The sequence below is a fragment of the Helicobacter sp. MIT 11-5569 genome (assembly GCF_000765695.2).
In the GTDB taxonomy this organism is placed as follows: domain Bacteria; phylum Campylobacterota; class Campylobacteria; order Campylobacterales; family Helicobacteraceae; genus Helicobacter_D.
Genome location: NZ_JRPB02000006.1, coordinates 1 through 17,529 on the forward strand (window position 1 = coordinate 1; position 17,529 = coordinate 17,529).

18 protein-coding genes are annotated in these 17,529 nt (G+C 32.6%); 10 read left to right on the forward strand and 8 right to left on the reverse strand.

Annotated features, from left to right (window positions below):
* The 8 genes from LS70_RS06040 to ruvC form a co-directional block, all read right to left on the reverse strand.
* On the reverse strand, positions 1-1,219 hold a 1,219-nt coding region (locus tag LS70_RS06040; protein ID WP_201273971.1), incomplete at its 3' end, for a Cache 3/Cache 2 fusion domain-containing protein.
* 419 nt (positions 1,220-1,638) lie between these two features.
* Positions 1,639-1,896, reverse strand: coding sequence for a 30S ribosomal protein S18 (rpsR, locus tag LS70_RS06045; protein ID WP_034291136.1), 258 nt, complete (start codon positions 1,894-1,896; stop codon positions 1,639-1,641).
* Positions 1,897-1,905: 9 nt separating this feature from the next.
* Positions 1,906-2,475, reverse strand: coding sequence for a single-stranded DNA-binding protein (locus LS70_RS06050; RefSeq protein WP_034291134.1), 570 nt, complete (start codon positions 2,473-2,475; stop codon positions 1,906-1,908).
* A gap of 10 nt (positions 2,476-2,485) precedes the next feature.
* Positions 2,486-2,872 carry a 30S ribosomal protein S6 gene (gene rpsF, locus LS70_RS06055; protein ID WP_034291132.1) on the reverse strand — a complete coding sequence of 129 codons (387 nt, stop codon included), beginning with the start codon at positions 2,870-2,872 and terminating at the stop codon, positions 2,486-2,488.
* A gap of 97 nt (positions 2,873-2,969) precedes the next feature.
* Positions 2,970-3,980 (reverse strand): DNA polymerase III subunit delta, encoded by a 1,011-nt coding sequence (locus tag LS70_RS06060; protein ID WP_034291130.1) that lies wholly within the window; start codon positions 3,978-3,980, stop codon positions 2,970-2,972.
* Positions 3,980-6,130, reverse strand: a complete 2,151-nt coding sequence (locus LS70_RS06065; protein ID WP_034291128.1) for an RNB domain-containing ribonuclease — start codon at positions 6,128-6,130, stop codon at positions 3,980-3,982. The genes LS70_RS06060 and LS70_RS06065 overlap by 1 nt, the downstream gene beginning before the upstream one ends.
* Positions 6,123-6,749, reverse strand: coding sequence for an FAD-dependent thymidylate synthase (thyX, locus tag LS70_RS06070; protein ID WP_138109385.1), 627 nt, complete (start codon positions 6,747-6,749; stop codon positions 6,123-6,125). The genes LS70_RS06065 and thyX overlap by 8 nt, the downstream gene beginning before the upstream one ends.
* Positions 6,740-7,231 (reverse strand): crossover junction endodeoxyribonuclease RuvC, encoded by a 492-nt coding sequence (ruvC, locus tag LS70_RS06075; RefSeq protein ID WP_034291125.1) that lies wholly within the window; start codon positions 7,229-7,231, stop codon positions 6,740-6,742. Before ruvC ends, thyX begins: the two co-directional genes overlap by 10 nt.
* Positions 7,232-7,366: 135 nt before the next feature.
* On the opposite strand from ruvC, the gene dnaA reads away from it, so the two are divergent.
* The 10 genes from dnaA (at position 7,367) to cmoB (ending at position 17,476) form a co-directional block, all read left to right on the forward strand.
* The gene (dnaA, locus tag LS70_RS06080) at positions 7,367-8,659 is read left to right on the forward strand and encodes a chromosomal replication initiator protein DnaA (RefSeq protein ID WP_034291124.1); all 1,293 of its coding nucleotides are present in this window, start codon (positions 7,367-7,369) and stop codon (positions 8,657-8,659) included.
* Between the two features lie 172 nt (positions 8,660-8,831).
* Positions 8,832-9,899 (forward strand): DNA polymerase III subunit beta, encoded by a 1,068-nt coding sequence (dnaN, locus tag LS70_RS06085; RefSeq protein WP_034291123.1) that lies wholly within the window; start codon positions 8,832-8,834, stop codon positions 9,897-9,899.
* Between the two features lie 8 nt (positions 9,900-9,907).
* The gene (gene gyrB / locus LS70_RS06090) at positions 9,908-12,220 is read left to right on the forward strand and encodes a DNA topoisomerase (ATP-hydrolyzing) subunit B (protein ID WP_034291121.1); all 2,313 of its coding nucleotides are present in this window, start codon (positions 9,908-9,910) and stop codon (positions 12,218-12,220) included.
* 9 nt (positions 12,221-12,229) lie between these two features.
* Entirely contained in the window at positions 12,230-12,877 is a 648-nt protein-coding gene (gene plsY, locus LS70_RS06095; RefSeq protein WP_052083459.1) for a glycerol-3-phosphate 1-O-acyltransferase PlsY, read from the forward strand.
* 86 nt (positions 12,878-12,963) lie between these two features.
* Entirely contained in the window at positions 12,964-14,067 is a 1,104-nt protein-coding gene (locus LS70_RS06100) for a transglutaminase-like domain-containing protein (protein ID WP_034291119.1), read from the forward strand.
* Entirely contained in the window at positions 14,067-14,390 is a 324-nt protein-coding gene (locus LS70_RS06105; RefSeq protein ID WP_034291118.1) for a hypothetical protein, read from the forward strand. Before LS70_RS06100 ends, LS70_RS06105 begins: the two co-directional genes overlap by 1 nt.
* A complete protein-coding gene (locus LS70_RS06110) occupies positions 14,383-14,643 on the forward strand; it encodes a heavy-metal-associated domain-containing protein (protein WP_034291117.1) in 261 nt (86 codons plus the stop codon). The genes LS70_RS06105 and LS70_RS06110 overlap by 8 nt, the downstream gene beginning before the upstream one ends.
* A gap of 211 nt (positions 14,644-14,854) precedes the next feature.
* Positions 14,855-16,240 carry an anaerobic C4-dicarboxylate transporter gene (locus tag LS70_RS06115; protein WP_138109386.1) on the forward strand — a complete coding sequence of 462 codons (1,386 nt, stop codon included), beginning with the start codon at positions 14,855-14,857 and terminating at the stop codon, positions 16,238-16,240.
* A gap of 106 nt (positions 16,241-16,346) precedes the next feature.
* On the forward strand, positions 16,347-16,556 hold the full coding sequence (locus LS70_RS06120; protein ID WP_138109387.1) for a hypothetical protein: 210 nt from the start codon (positions 16,347-16,349) through the stop codon (positions 16,554-16,556).
* Positions 16,556-17,476: a tRNA 5-methoxyuridine(34)/uridine 5-oxyacetic acid(34) synthase CmoB gene (gene cmoB, locus LS70_RS06125; protein WP_034289993.1), complete on the forward strand. Its 921-nt coding sequence runs from the start codon at positions 16,556-16,558 to the stop codon at positions 17,474-17,476. Before LS70_RS06120 ends, cmoB begins: the two co-directional genes overlap by 1 nt.
* Positions 17,477-17,529 lie beyond the last annotated feature (53 nt).

The window sequence follows — 17,529 nt, forward strand, 5'->3', positions numbered from 1 at the left end:
AGACATCTAGCATATTATTTAACACATTTTTTAATTCTACAAGTTGTGGATTATGAGGATTCTCTATAATTCTTGCAGTTAAATTACCTTCTTCTACTGTTTTTGCTGTTTTTGCAGATTGGGTAATAGCTGTTTCATCTTGCTTTAAGCCTTGTTGTGTAATCTCAATATTTTGATTAATCGCTAATGCCATTTTTCCAATCTCATCTTCTGCTTTTGGGCGGACAAGATGTGGAGGAGTTTTTGTTTCATGGTTGAGGAATTTTAGGAAATCGAAAAGCAATTTAGAGATTCCATTGAGGCGATTTAATAAGGAAAGTCTAATAATCAGGAAAGATGCGATTAAAATCGCTGCTAGAACTATAATGATTCCAAAAATAACAATAAATCCAATTTTTTGATTAGCTTCCATAAAATCTTGCAAACGCACTTCTACAAGGATATACAAATCAAGTGAGCTATTATAATCCACATAAGATTCATATTTTTCTCCATTGATGGTGTGGTAAATGCTAGTGCCTTGTTTTAGATTCTGTAGATACTGATAATCACTTGGTTTGCCGTCTTTACCAAAGATAAATTTATCATTTGTTTTATCCAAAACAACAATTTTTCCTTGTTTTCCGATACGAATTGCATTAAGTTTTTCTGCAATAAGTTCATAAGAATCTTTCAAACCATAAGCAACAAACAAAAGTCCGATTGTTTGTTGTTGTGCATTTAAAATAGGTTTATAGATAGACATATAATCTTTGCCAGCAAGTTGCACTTTTCCACGAAATACTCGCGGGTTACTTTTGGTTACCTCAGCAAAAGCTGGGTGAGAGCTATTGATTGAAGTTCCAATCATTCTGTTACCTTGCTCATTTTTAAGCGAAGTAGAGATTCTTACAAACTCATTTCCTTTTCGGACAAAAATTGTTGCCACCCCGCCTGTGAGATTTGAGAAATTATCAACCAAATCTGTATTGCCAACAAGATTTATCCCATTAAACATAAGGCTTGGAATGCTTATTTGGTTAATTGTTGTAGGATTGCCAAGTTGGTAGCTAGCAGCATTTGCATTACCATAAAGAGTAAAGATTGCATTTTCAAAAAAGCTAAGAGAATTATCGCTTTCTCTAATGATTTGATTGGAGATAATTTCAAAATTTCCCTCTACTATAGATGCCATTTGAGTAATTTGCAGTTTGATTTGGTCTTGAGTAGATTTATCCATACTAGATTGATAAAAAGAACAAAAGGCACTACAATGATAAGCGCAACGATAATTTGAATACAAGAAAATTTTTTCCCAATAGAAAGTTTATTCCACATTTCCAATCCTTTGATATTGTGATTATTAATAATTGCAAAATCCTAGATTATAACTAAAACAGATATAATTTAAACTAAATGGAGTTAATATTTTTTTGACTTTTTGGTTGATTGTTACATTTCATTTCATCATTAAAATTTTATGATAGTAGAATCCTAAATCTACTAAATGTTTAATAAAAAATAACTCAACTAAAAAAGAATGAAAAAGCGTAAAATAATTTTTAAAATTAGCAGAAAGCCTAGTTTTTATTTAAATCTTTAGAGAAGAAATCTTACTCTCCAAACAAGGGAGAATAAGAAATCTGCATTCACCTAACTTTAGATTTTGAAAGGATTTTCTACTACTTTTTTACGATCTACAATATAAGGGATTAATGCCATATGTCTTGCGCGTTTAATCGCCACCTCTACGCGCTCTTGCCATTTTTTAGAATTTCCTGTTAAACGGCGTGGCATAATTTTATAACGCTCCGATAGGGAGTGTTTAAGCATATCCACATCTTTGTAATCAATAAATTCAATTTTTGCCTCTGTATAACGGCAATATCTTTTTGAGTATCGTTTTTTCTCTGCCATAATGTTCCTTTAAAATGGTATTTCTTCATCGTTAATATCAATGACTGGAATCTCATCTTCTTTTGGTGGCTTTTGTTGGGCTCTTGGCTTTGCTTGATAGTTTGATTGCGCATCATAACTATTGTAATTGCTTTGGTTGTTATAGTTTTGATTAGAGTTTCCACCATAACCTGCGTTATATCCACCTTGCCCATAATCTTCTTGATAATCGTTATTTGGATTATAGCCCCCATGATTTGGGATTCCGCCTTCATTCCTTGAACCTAGCATTTGCATACTTTCTGCTGTAATGCTATGTTTGTTTCGCTTTTGTCCATTATTATCTGTCCAACTCTCCAATACCAAACGTCCCTCAATTAAAACTTGAGAACCGCGTCTTAAATATTGATTTGCCACTTCAGCAGTGCGACCAAAAAGATTGACATCTACAAAACACACTTCCTCACCTTGTGAACCATCTTGTTTTTTGTAGCGGCGATTTGTAGCAAGTCCAATTTTTGCTAATGCGCTTCCATTTGGCAAATAACGCAATTCAACATCGCGTGTTAAATTTCCAACTAAAATGACTTTGTTAAACATCTAATATCCTTTAAGCTTCTTGAGGCTTATCCTCTGTATCTTTTAAAGGAGTGGATTTTTTGTTATTCACCGCTCTATCTACTAATGTTTCCCATGCTTTTTGCTCTTTTTTGCTTTCATATTTAATCACAATAAAGCGTAAAATCTCTTCGTTAATGCGATACAAACGCTCTAGTTCTAAAACAAGCTTTGGTTCTGCTTTAAAATAAATCACAAAATAATAACCGCGCTTATTTTTCTTAATTTCATAAGCAAGGTTGCGCATTCCCATATCTAAAGTTGCACTAATTTCCCCGCCATTATTAAGGATTGCAGCTTTGTAAAAATCAATCTTTTGAGTGATTTCTTCTTGTGTCAAAGTGGGTTTAACCACAAACATAGTTTCATAAAAACGCATAAAGTCTCCTTATGGATTTTTTGCCCTTTTGCGCTTCAAAAGAGCAAGGATTTTTATAAGTTTTTTACAATTTTTACAAAATGTAAAGGGGTTGATTTTACCTTAAAATTGCTTGGATTTTTATTAAAGTGCTTAAAAATCCATTACCACGATTCATTCCTTTAAACGATTCTTCGCGCCAAGTGTTTAAAATAAAAAAAATTGACTCATATTGCGTTTCTTTAATCATCGTAGCAAACGCTTTCTTTTTTTCCAATATAGCTTTTGGGGGATTATAGCCTAAGGCTTCTGCTAAGTTGGAATCCCCTTTTAATCGAATATGAATCTTTAGCAAAAATAGCACAAAAAAATACTTTTGCACGACACTTATGAGTTGCTTTTCTTCAAAGCCTTGTTCTAAAAATTGCGAGAGTTTGTCAAAATAAGGTTTTTTAAGTAGTAATAATTCTAAAATCTCATCAACCTCAACACTGCCTAATCCATAACCTAAATTATCGACAATTTCTGCGGTAATTTCTTGGTCAAAGATTCCATATTTTCTAAGCTCTGCAATGCTCAATCCCAAATCAAGATTTTGCTGTTCAAAAATCCTATGCAGTAGAAAATTTGGAATCTTGATTTTTAGCTCCTTTGCATATTCTTGCAAAATTGGCATTGCTTCATTGAAATTTGGTGCAAAAAAGCGCACTTCAAACACTCCATTTTTTGCTTGATTGAAGCTACTAACCATACTTTTAGCGTCCGCCATATATTCCATAATTGTTTTATTATCTGCTTGATAAAATTCTAAAATCAAAGCTCCATTTCCATTTTTTAGCAAAGATTCTACAAGCGTATCAAGCTGTTTTTTTGGAATCTTTTTATCGACTTTTATCCATACTAATGCTGCATCACCAAAAAGTGAGCCTTGCGAAAAACAGCTTAATGCGTTTTCAAAATCAAACTCACCAAAATAAAAGCTATTTTTCTCATATCCCTTTTCTAAAAAAATTTTTGCAATTTTTTCTCCATAATGTCCTATTAAAAATATATCCGCTCCATAAAGCAAAATTGCGCGAATTCCTGAAGCATTACTTGCAAGTTTTGCGTCTAATTCTTTTTTATACATCATTTACCCTTGCGCTTATGACGTGGCTTAAAGCTTGAACTTTTGCTTCTTTTCTTAATATTTTTACCCATTTTTTTAGCATTGAGTTTTGCCTTTTCTCTTACATTTTGTAGTTTTTGGTGTGTTTTTGTAAAAAGATATTTAGAAATTTGTGCATTTTGGATTCCAAATCCTTCATTAAAACTTTCCAAGATTCTACCATACACCTTTGTTGTAGCAAGATTAACATCTACAATTTGCACACACACTTTTTGGTATTTTACTCCTGTCCCTTTTAAGCATACAACACGCGCACCTTGAAGCGGGGGTGTGGTTAGCACAATAAGCTCTGGGCGTTTATCATTAATCACCACTCCTAAATATGCTTGCCCGATTTTTTTATACAAATACCGCGCAAATTTTCTATCTTTAAAATCCATTTCTATTTTTGCGACTTCTCTTTCTTTTTGGCTTAAATTCTCACAAATTTGCGGGAGAGATTCTAGGGATTCTTGATTGAGTTTTATTTTTGCTTTTAAGATTCTGTGTAATAGCAAATCACTATAACGCCGAATCGGGGAAGTAAAATGGCTATACATTTCAAACCCCAAACCAAAATGCCCAATATTATGACTTGCATAAAATGCTTGTTGCATTGATTTAATAATGAGTTTATCCACTTCTGCTGCCATATTAGAATCTTTGACTAAAGTTTGGATTTCTAAAATTGCTTTGTGGAATTCTTTTGTATTTTTTGGAATCGTATTTTTTTGGTAGATTCCAAGCAGTCTAAATTCTGCAAATAAATCTTGAATGCTTGCTTGCTTAGGTGCGTCATGCACGCGGTAAATCCCTAATTTTAACCGCTCATCTCCTTGCGTGCTTTGTTTGCTTTGCAAAATGGCGCTTTGGATATTTGCAAGAAGCATACATTCTTCTACAAGTTGATGACTTTGCGTTTGGGATTCTATCTTTAGATCTTTTAATTCTAAATTTTTATCTAGCTCCATAACACTATCATCGCCTAAAAAATCAAATCCATTTTTCAAACGCTTCTGTCGCAACTTTTGTGCTAAGGCATTTAGAGAAAAAAGCATTGGTTTTAAAGCTGGCTTTATTTCTTTGCTTTGTTTTGTGTTTAAAAATGTATCAACAGCTTCATAAGTTAGCTTTTGGCGCACTTTAATCACTGCTTCAAAAAGCTCACTATTTAGCACTACTTTTGTGCGTTTATGCAAGCGGATTTTCCAAACCATTGCGAGACGCAATTTTCCTTCGCTTAACGAACAAAGATTCTCACTTAAAACCCTTGGCAGCATAGGAATAGATTTATGTGGAAAATACACACTAAATCCCCGCGCCTTTGCTTCAATATCAAGAGCGGAATCCTTAGAAACATAGTAACTCACATCAGCAATTGCGACATAAAGTGTAGAATTTTCATCATCATAAAAAATTGCATCATCATGATCTTTTGCCCCAACAGGGTCAATCGCACAAAAAGGCAAATACGTGCAATTCACCCTTTCTTTAAAATCCTTTAAATGCACAGCTTTAAAACTATCAGCTTGAAGCTCTGCTTGCAAGCTAAAAGATTCTTGTCTATTGTATAAATGCAATGCAATGCTCTCATCAATTCTAGGGTCGCTTAATGCCCCTAAAATCTCTAAAATTTCACCATTTTTTGGATTTAATTTTAAAATTGTATTTGGTGGCAATGTTTTTAAGGATTTTTGTGAAGCTTTAATCTTATAAGGAATCTCATTTGGAATTGAGATTGCCATACAATCTAATTTATATTTTTCTAAATAGCAAAGCACGCTATTTTCTTTTGTTTCTAGGATTTGAATCACTTTTGCATAAACACGTGTATTGCGCTGTTTATTTAGCATTTTTGCTAGCACAATATCACCCTTTTGTGCTCCTTTTAATAAATTTTTCTCCACAAGCCAATCACGTGCTTTTCCTTTTGGCAATGGAATCACAAAGCCATAGCCTTCTTTTGCTAATTCTATCTCACCAATACAAAAATGTTTTTTTAACACATAGCAATTTTTACGCACTTCTAACACATCAAGAATACGTAAAGATTCTAAAGTTTTTAAAAAAGATTCTGCAAGTTTAAAATCAAGTGGAATCCCATTTTTAAGTAAATTTAAAAATTCAAGCATCGCTTAATACGGCACTAAAAATGAATTGATGTTCTTGTGGAAGTGTGTCAAAAATCTTTAACGCCAAATCTCTAATCTCCCATAAAGCAGCTTTTGAGCTACGCAAAGCTAAGAAATTTTGCAAACTCCTTGCATTAATACTCCAAGTAAGTTCTGTTTTATAAGATTCTGGCATTGCAAATTTTGCTAAATCATTACTAATATTTGTAACAAGTAATTTTCTTAAAGATTCTAACGCATACATTGAAGCTTCATTAACAGCTTGATTGCTTGTAAAGACTATAAATTTTTCTGCTCTTTTAAGATTATCTTCACAAAAAGGCAAAAAGGATTCTTCTTCTTTAAGCTCTTTTAATGTGTAACGACTGGATTTCACGCTTAGAGATGCCATTCTATGCCTTGCTAATTCTTGCAAACAAGCTCTACTGATTCCTTGAATATAAAAGGTATAATTTAAATGTTCCAAAGTCGAAGCATGTTTAAATTTATTACCAACTTTATCGATTAATTCTTTATCTTTTTCCCCGCCATTATCGCCTTTTTCAAAACTTTGCCAACAAGTGCGAATCGCGTGAGAGCAGATGTTTAAATTTGTATAAGATAACAATTCTATTTGCATGTTTGTCCTTTTTGGAATTTAAGTCGTTGTGCATGCGCGATTGCAATAGCAATAGCATCAGTAATATCTAAGGGTTTGATGTCGCTTTTAATGCCCAAAAGTCGCTTAACCATAAAAGCAACTTGTTCTTTTGTTGCTTTTCCATTACCTGTTAATGCTTTTTTGACTTGCAAAGGCGTGTATTCAGCAAAATTTCCTAATTCTTGCAGAATCTTAAGGCTTAAAGCACCCCTAAATTGTGCAAGCTTAATCACGCTTTTTGGATTATACGCATAAAACATATCTTCAATTGCTACACTATTAATATGATGCTGCTTTAATACCAAATCAATCCCTTCAACAAATTCTACAATTTGGTCTTGTAAAATCCTTTCTTTGATTTTGATTAAACCTGCTTCAACTAAAGAAATTGCGCCATTTTCTAATTTTATAATCGCATAACCACAATTTCTACTTCCCGGGTCAATGCCTAAAATATTCATTCTATCCCTAAGTAAAATATTTCTGAGATTCTACTAAAGTTATTTATTTTTATAGATTAAATCAAAAAATTTGCTAAAATTTCATCATCTATTCACATCTTTTTCACATTCTGTGAATAACCTTTGGAGTTTCCTTTGCATTCTATTCTTTTGCAGCTAAAAAACGAAATTACACCTTTTGAATTTGATAATTACATTGCTCAAATTTCTTATAATGAAAAATACTCACGTGATGATAGAATTGTTTTAAATGCACCAAATATGTTTATTGCAAGATGGGTAAAAACAAAATATGCTGATAAAATTGCACATTTATTTGAAATTCATAATGGATTTAAACCTGAAATCATCGTAGAAGTGCTAAATCCTAATAAAAAGAAAGAAAATAAGCCTAACATACGCAAACAAAATAGTGCTTCAAATCTTAATCCTTCTTTTACTTTTGCTTCTTTTGTCGTAGGAAATTCTAATAATTTTGCTTTTAATGTCGCAAAAGCTGTGGCGCAAAATCAAAGCACAAGTTATAATCCTTTGGTAATTTATGGCAACACAGGGTTAGGAAAGACACATTTATTAAATGCGATTGGAAATACAAATGTCAGTGTAGGTAAAAATGTTATTTACACAACAAGTGAGCAATTTTTAAATGATTTTTATTTACATATCCGCAATCGAACAATGGAAAGATTCCGCGAAAAATACCGCGCATGCGATTATCTTCTTATTGATGATATTCAATTTTTAAGTGGAAAAGACCAAATTCAAGAAGAGTTTTTTCACACTTTTAATGAACTAAAAGAAAACAACAAACAAATTGTGCTAACTTCTGACCGCCCACCTAAAGATATGAAGGGTTTAGAAGAACGTCTAAAAACACGCTTTACTTCTGGATTACTTGCAGATATTCAACCTCCAGAATTAGAAACAAAAATCAATATTATCCGTGCAAAATGTGAATTAGATGGAATCCACTTAAATGATAATATTATTAATTTCATCGCTGCAAATATTAATGATAATATCCGCGAGATTGAAGGCGTGCTTGTTAAACTTAGCTTTTCTATGAATGTTACAAATATCCAAGAAATTAATCTTGAATTTATTAAAGAAATTTTAAAAGAATATATTAAAGAATCTAAAGAAAGCGTAAATATGGATTCTATTATTGATACAGTTGCGAAATATTATAATATTAAACCTTCTGATATTAAAAGCAAAAGTCGCTCTAAAAATATTGTAACAGCGCGTAAAATTGTCATTTATCTAGCACGCACGCTCACACCAAATTCAATGCCCTATCTTGCAAATTTCTTTGGAATGAAAGACCACAGCACAGTTAGCAAAGCAATGAAAAGTATCCAAACTGAAATCAATGAAAATCAAAACTTCAAAACCATTGTTGAAGAAATTAAAAATAAGATAAAATAATTCCTTTAAATACAATCCAAACAAACTTTTGCTAAAATTGTGCATTAATGTGAAATTCCAAATAACATTTGCACACGAAAAAAACCTTAATTTTAGAAGTTTATAGTAGTTATTCAACAATTCAACCACCCTACTAACACTTCTAAAAATTTAAAATAATAAAGGAGCTTTTATGAATATCACGATTTCAAATAGTGTATTAGATAATATTTTTACTGCTTTACAACCTTTCTTGGATAAAAAAGATTCCAGTCAAATCACTTCACACATTTATCTTGAGACAAAAGATAATCAACTCATTTGTAAAGCTACAGACTTTGAAATGGGACTTTGCACAATTACAGATTCTTTGACAATTACAGAAGAAGGAATCGCAACTGTAAATGGTAAGCAAATCCTAGACATCATTAAACGCTTAAAAGAAGGAGAAGTAAATCTCTATACAAATAATGAAAATTTACATATCAAACAAAATAGAAGCTCTTTTAAACTTCCAATGTTTAATGCACAACAATTCCCAACTTTTCCAGAATACGAAAACTTACCAAAACTAGAAATTAACTCTTTAGAGCTTATCACTTCAATGAAAAAAATTCTCCCAGTTATTGATATGAACAATCAAAAACGTGAATTAAATGGTGCTTTATTAGACATTAAAGAATACTCTTATAACTTTATAGCAACAGATACAAAACGTTTAGCAATGATTAAATTTGACAAACCTTCTGGTAGAAATCTCTCTTTAATTTTCCCTAGAAAAGCAATTACAGAAATCCAAAAGTTATTTTTTGATAATGTTGAACTTTTTTACAACGAAAAAAATGTCATTATTAAATCACAAAATTACATCTTTTTCTCACATCTTATTAATGGAAAATTCCCAGATTATGAAAAAATCTTGCCTAAAGAAATGGAAATCAGCCTTAATATTCCAAAAGCAAACATTATAGAAGGAATCAATGTTATTAATTCTGTAACAAATGATGTCAAACTTACCTTCAAACCAAAAGAAATTCTATTTGAATCTTTAAGTCAAGATAATTCTGAAGCTAAAACACAGATTGAAATTGAACTTGCAATCAACGAAGAAATTGAAATTGGTGTGAATTCTCGTCATATTTTAGATTTTTTAACACAAATTGATACAGCAACTTTCACTTGGGAATTAAATGGTAAAAACGCTCCTTTTGTCCTAAGAAGTGAAAATTTCTCTACGGTTGTTATGCCAATTATTCTTTAAGGAATTATATGGAAGATTTAGAATACACTGGACATAGTATTAAGGTTTTAAAAGGCTTAGAAGCTGTTAGAAAACGCCCCGGAATGTATATTGGTGATACAAATATTAATGGTTTGCATCATTTAATTTATGAAGTTGTTGATAATTGTATTGATGAAGCAATGGCAGGATACTGCACAAAAATTGATGTTATTTTGACAAAAGAAGGGGGAGCAAGAATTACAGACAACGGGCGTGGAATCCCTGTAGATATTCACCCCACAGAAAATATTTCTGCTGCAACTGTTGCTTTAACTGTGCTTCACGCAGGAGGCAAGTTTGACCAAAAAACCTATTCAGGTGGTTTGCATGGTGTTGGTGTTTCTGTTGTAAATGCTTTATCCACCTCTTTACAAATGACAATTTATAAACATAATAAGATTTATCGTCAAGATTTCGCGCAAGGGATTCCACAAAATACTTTAGAAATCATCGGAGAAACTAAGGAAAATGGAACAACAATTGAGTTTATTCCAGACCCTACAATTTTTGAAATTGTAGAATTTGATAAAGAGATTCTAAAAAAACGTTTTAAAGAGCTTGCGTATTTAAACCACCAAATTACAATCCACTTTACAGATGAACGTGATGGATTTAATGAAAATTATCATTTTGAAGGCGGGCTATCCCAATTCATCACAGATATTAATAAAAAGCCTTCTATTGTAAATATTATGAGTTTTGAAGGCAAAGATGAAGATGTTGAGGTCGAAATTGCACTCACTTATAATGAAGGTTTTGATGAAAAAGTTTTAAGCTTTGTTAATAATATTAATACAAGTGAAGGTGGAACACATGAAGCAGGCTTTAGAGCTGGGCTTACAAGAGTGATTACAAATTATATCGAAGCAAATGCAAATGCAAGAGAAAAAGATTCCAAAATCACAGGCGATGATATTAGAGAAGGGCTTATTACTATTATTTCTGTAAGAGTGATTGACCCGCAATTTGTAGGACAAACAAAAGGAAAATTAGGAAGTTCTTTTGTGAAACCTATTGTGCAAAAACTCACTTATGAAAAGCTCGCAAAATATTTTGAAGAAAATCCTAATGAAGCAAAGGCAATTATGCAAAAAGCTCTGCTTGCTGCAAGAGGAAGAGAAGCGGCAAAGAAAGCAAGAGAACTTACGCGTAAAAAAGAATCTTTTAGTGTTGGCACATTACCTGGTAAATTAGCAGATTGCCAAAGCAAAGACCCAAGTATTAGCGAACTTTATCTCGTAGAGGGAGATTCTGCTGGCGGTTCTGCAAAACAAGGACGTGATAGAGTATATCAAGCAATTTTACCTTTACGTGGGAAAATTTTAAATGTAGAAAAATCCCGCTTAGATAAGATTCTAAAAAGTGAGGAGATTAAAAACTTAATCACTGCTCTTGGTTGTGGAATCGGAGAAGAATTTGATATTCAAAAAGCAAGATATAATAAAATCATTATTATGACCGATGCCGATGTTGATGGAAGCCATATTCAAACACTTTTGATGACTTTCTTTTTCCGCTATCTTAAAGGCATTATTGAAGCAGGTTATTTATATATTGCACAGCCGCCGCTTTATCGCTTTAAAAAGGGCAAAAAAGAGATTTATCTCAAAGATGAAAAAGCTTTAAGTGAATATTTGATTGAAAATGGGATTGAAAATTTTGAGTTTAGTGGAATCGGAAATAAAGATTTAATGGATTTCTTTAAAATTATTGCGCATTATCGTGGAACATTGCAGAATCTTAAAAAGCGTTTTTCACTGATTGAAATTGTAAAACATTTAATTGAAAATCCAAATTTAATTGGGCTTAAAAATGACGCCCTAGCAGAAGCGATTAAAGAAAAAATTGCGACATTAAATTTTAATATTCTAAATTCTTATATTGATGAAGAAAAAATCCATTTGTATGTGCAAACAGATTCTGGATTGGTTGATATTAAAATTGATGATGAGCTTTTCACGCATCCACTTTTTGAAGAAGCATGTTATGTGTATAGAAAAATCCAAGAGAGAGATTTATCGTTTTTAAATGGTGAAGATCCTATTGCAATGCTTGAACGTATAGAAGAAAGTAGCAAGAAAGGTGCGTATATCCAAAGATATAAAGGTTTGGGTGAAATGAATCCCGAGCAGTTATGGGAAACTACAATGACCCCAGAGAATCGCCGTTTGATTCGTGTAGAGATTGAAGATGATAATGCTGCAAGTGATGTGTTTTCGCTCTTTATGGGTGATGAGGTAGAACCACGCCGTGAATATATCCAAACACACGCAAAAGATGTCAAACATTTAGATGTTTAGGAAAATTTTATGTATTTATTAGCAGGAATTATTGACTTTTTCACAAGCATTAATGGAATCTTTTATACTTTAGCTTATTTCGTAGGTGGGATTCCATTTGGCTTGCTTTATGGGAAGTTTTTTGGTGGAATCAATATCCGTGAAATAGGGAGTGGAAGCATTGGTGCGACAAATGTTTTACGCGCCTTAAAAACACAGAATCCCAAACTTGCCAAAAAAATTGCAATTTTAACAATGCTAAGTGATGCGCTTAAAGGCGTAGTTGTAATTGGAATCGCAAAACTTGTAGGTTTAAGCTTTGAAGCACAATGGATGATGGCATTTTTGGCTGTGGTTGGGCATTGTTTTTCACCATTTTTGAAATTTGAAGGTGGCAAAGGAGTTGCAACAACAGTTGGTGTAGTTGCTGTATTTTTGCCTATTGAAGCAATTTTAGGTTTAATTGTTTGGTTTTTAGTCGGTAAATTTTTGAAAATCTCTTCACTTGCTTCTTTGCTTGGATTACTTGTAGGAATCGGCTCTAGCTTTATCATTCATCCAGAGATTCCACATATTACCACGCATACACCTTTAGTTTTAATCGCTTTTATTGTCATTTATAAACATATTCCAAATATTGTGCGTTTAATTCAAAGAAAAGAACAAAAAGTTATATGATATTTGAATAGACTTAGTAAGTTATTTTCAATCGAAGTTTGGTCAGTATTAATAAATATTAACAATAAAGGGAGATGATAAGTATAATGAGAAGACGCACACTATTTAAATTAGCAGGAGTTAGTGCTTTAGGTTGTTTGCCATTGTTGGCAAAGACAGAATCTCAAGAGAAGGTTAATCAAAGCCAAGTTTTACAAAAAAGGGAATTTTCTGTAAGTTTAGAGCATAAAATTTTAGAACAAGGGAAATGTAATCTTTGGATTCCATTACCACAATCTACCTCTTATCAATATTTAACAAGTAACATTGCTTGGAGTGGGAATTATTCTAATATTTATATTAGCAATACACAGATTCCTACGCTTTTTGCACAATTTGATGCAGTCAAAGAGCCGACTTTAAATATAAATTTTAATGTTACAACAATAGAACGGACAACAGATTTTAAAGAAGTGCAGAAAAAATTTAATCCAAAAGCAAAGATTCCAGATGAAGTTAAGCCTTATTTAGCTGCGACTGAACATATTCAAACAGATGGTATTGTGGCTCAAACTGCACGAAACATTCTAAAAGACGCAAAATCACAAAAAAATGATGATTTGCAAAAGGCAAAAGCAATTTTTGAATGGGTTGCAATCAATATGCAGCGTGATGAAAGTATTTTAGGTTGCGGAATTGGAGATGCAAAGCAGATTTTGGAATCCAAAAAACTTTATGGAAAATGCACAGATATTAGTTCTGTTTTTGTCGCTCTTTGTAGGAGTGTGGGTATTCCTGCTAGGGAAATTTTTGGTATTAGACTTGGACAATCAAGATTTTCTAATGCAATGGGAAGTGCGAAAGATAAAGTTGCAAATATTACAGGGGGACAACATTGTCGCGCAGAATTTTATGTAAGGGGTTATGGTTGGATTCCTTGCGACCCGGGTGATGTAGCAAAAGTAAAATTAGCAGAAAAATTAACAAATAATGATTCTAAAATCATCAATTTAAGAAAATATCTTTTTGGAAATTGGGAAATGTGTTGGTTAGGCTATAACACAGCAAGAGATTTTATTCTAACTCCAACTCCAGCACAAATACCTTTAAATAATTTTGGTTATCCTTATGGTGAAGTCGATGAAAATGTATTAGATTATTATGACGCGAAAGAATTTTCTTATTCCTATCGCTCTATTGAAAAATCTTAATGCAAACGAAATTAAGTTTATTTTTTTCCTTTTGTCTAGGAGTGGCGGCAAGCCTTTGTTGCTTGCCAGCACTTCTTTTTTTGCTTTTTGGATTTTCTTTTGGAATCGGCGCAGAATTTTTAACCCCTTATCGTCCGCTTTTAATTTTATTGTCTTTGCTTTGTTTTGCCCTGTATTTTTATTTTGGTATTTTAAAATGTGATTGTAAAAATTCTTGTATAAATTCTAGTAAGAAATTAAAATTAATAAGCGGATTATTCTTGTTTGTTATTTTGCTAGTTGTTTTATTTTATCCAGAAATTTTAGGTTGGCTATATGGTTAGAGTTTTATTGCTTTTGATATTTTGTAGTAGGTTAGCGTTTGCCGAAGAATATAAAATTTATGTAGAAGGAATGCATTGTCCGCTTTGCACTGCTATGGTTAGAAAAGCACTTTTAAAGGCAGAAGGGGTAAAAAGTGTCAAGGTTACTTTAAAAGATAAAATTGCTCGAGTAAAATGCGAAGATAATGTTGTCAAAGATAAGCTTTTAGAGGCTGTTGCAACAACAGGTTATAGTGGAGTATTTGTTCCTTAGAAATTGAACTTAACAAGCTACATAAATTGTTATGCCTTTTGCCACACTTAGAATGAAATTGTAAAAGTTTAAATATCATTTTACCTTTTATTTAATATAAAATTAAAAAATAAAAATAACTATATTTTTTTATTTAAATTGTTAATTTTTGTCTCTTTTATTGCTTTTTGTAATATAATTATATGTTAATTTTATTTTAAAGGATAGTTTTATGGATTTTTTAATGTCCTTAGGCGAAGGAACACAATTTACGATTCAGTTAATTGTTGTTTTGATTTGTTTATTCTATGGTGCAAAAAAAGGCGGAATCGCACTTGGTCTGTTGGGGGGGGTCGGACTTCTTGTGCTTGCTTTTGGATTTGGTGTGCAGCCCGGAAAACCTGCAGTTTCTGTTATGCTTACGATTCTAGCGGTTGTTGTGGCAAGTGCGACTTTACAAGCAAGTGGTGGATTAGATGTTATGTTGCAAATTGCAGAGAGAATCTTAAGAAGAAATCCTAGATTTTTGACGATTTTAGCTCCTTTTGTAACTTGCTTTTTGACAATTCTTTGTGGGACAGGACATGTTGTTTATACAATGATGCCAATTATCTATGATATTGCTATCAAAAATGGAATCCGCCCAGAGCGTCCAATGGCAGCTTCTTCTATTTCTTCACAAATGGGAATTATTGCAAGCCCTGTTTCTGTGGCTGTTGTATCTTTAACTGCATTTTTGTTAAATGCTCAAACACATTTAGCAGGTTTTGATGGTTATGTGGATTTGCTCAAAATCACGATTCCATCGACTCTATGTGGTGTGTTGGTTGTTGGGATTTTCTCTTGGTTTAGAGGTAAAGACTTGGATAAAGATGAGGAATTTCAAGAAAGAATCAAAGATGAAGAGTTTAAAAAATATGTTTATGGAGATTCCAAAACTTTGCTTGGCGTTAAACTTCCGGGCGTGCAATGGGCAGCAATGTGGATTTTCTTAGGCGCAATTGCAATTGTTGCGATTTTAGGTGCGTTCCCAGAGCTTCGTCCGCATTTTCAGGTTAAAGGCGTAAGCAAACCTATGAGTATGGTAGATACAATTCAGATGTTTATGCTTCTTGCAGGTTCTGCGCTGTTGATTTTCACAAAAGTTGATGCAGGTAAAATCGGCAAAAACGAAATTTTCCGCTCTGGTATGATTGCGCTTGTTGCGGTGTTTGGAATCTCTTGGATGGCAGATACAATGTTTGCAGTGCATACGCCGATGATGAAAACAGCATTAGGAAGCGTGGTGCAAGATTATCCTTGGACTTATGCAATTATGCTTTTATTAATTTCTAAATTTGTTAATTCTCAAGCTGCAGCGATTGCGGCATTTGTGCCTTTAGCTCTTGGAATCGGTGTGCATCCTGCTATTATCGTAGCTTTTGCTCCTGCTTGCTATGGATATTATATTTTGCCAACTTATCCTAGTGATTTGGCAACCATTCAGTTTGACCGCTCAGGAACAACACATATTGGGAAATTTGTTATCAATCATAGCTTTATTTTACCAGGCTTAATTGGTGTGTTTAGCTCTTGTGTGTTTGGTTATATTTTCGCAATGTTTGCAGGATATTTATAAAAATATGGAATCGCAAATTTTGCGATTCTGTTTTTTGCTAACTCTTTCTTAAGCGTTTTCTTTTACTTTGCGTTATACACTTCTATTAAAATTTACAAGGTAAAAAATGTGGATTAAAAAAAGTCTTCTTTCTTTTCTTATTGCAATGGGTTTTAGTGGTTGTTTTTATCAAAATGCTTGTGGAATCTCAAATTCTTATTGGGACGAAAAAAGTTATTATTATGATGCAGAGGGAAAATATCATGAAGTTTGCCCTGATAATATCATTTATAAAGATGAGGTTTTAAGACAACAACAAGAACAAGAAGTTTGGTAATGCAAACTTTAGATGAAATAAGAACAACACGCAATCTTGCATTAAACTTTAAACATATTTTACCTTTACAAGAAAAATTAAAATCTCTAAATACGATTCCAAAATACGAATTAACAGAAGTTAAAATTTCCTACAAAGACAGCATCACTTTAGAGATTCCACACATTAGCATGGAATCTTTTGCTTTGATTTGTGAAGTGGCTAAGGCACTGATTCCTTGGCGTAAAGGTCCTTTTAAAATCAATGATTTAGAGATTGTGAGCGAGTGGAATAGTGCTATAAAATACAATCTACTTGCACCCCATTTGGATTTAGAAAATAAACTTGTAGGAGATATAGGCTGTAATAATGGGTATTATATGTTTAGGGCATTAGAGCAAAACCCTAGACAAGTTTTAGGATTTGACCCTATGCCGCTTTGTTTTTTACAATATCAATTTTTACAATTTTTTGCTAAAGATGAGCGTTTAAACTTTGAGCTTTTGGGGATTGAGGAATTAAGCTATTTTGCAAATTTCTTTGATACGCTATTATGTCTTGGGGTTTTATACCATAGAAAAAGCCCATTAGATTCTATAAAGTTAGTGTATAACTCTCTTAAAAAGGGCGGTGAAGCGATTTTTGATAGTTTAGTTATAGAAGGGGAAGAGGAAATTGCGCTTTGCCCAAAAGAAAGATACGCAAAAATGCCAAATGTGTATTTTATCCCAACGGTGCGAACTTTTATGAATTGGTTGGAATCTTGCGGATTTAAAGAAGTTTTGCATATTACGACTTTGAAAACTGCTTTTGATGAGCAGAGAAAAACCGCGTGGAGCAGTGGAGAATCTTTAGAAGATTTTTTGGATTCCACAGGGGAGAAAACAATCGAAGGTTATCCAGCACCTAAAAGAGCGTATTTAAAAGCTAGGAAAGTTTAAAATTAAAATGGATATAAGAAAAACTTATACGCAAATGTGTTGGCTTTGCATAG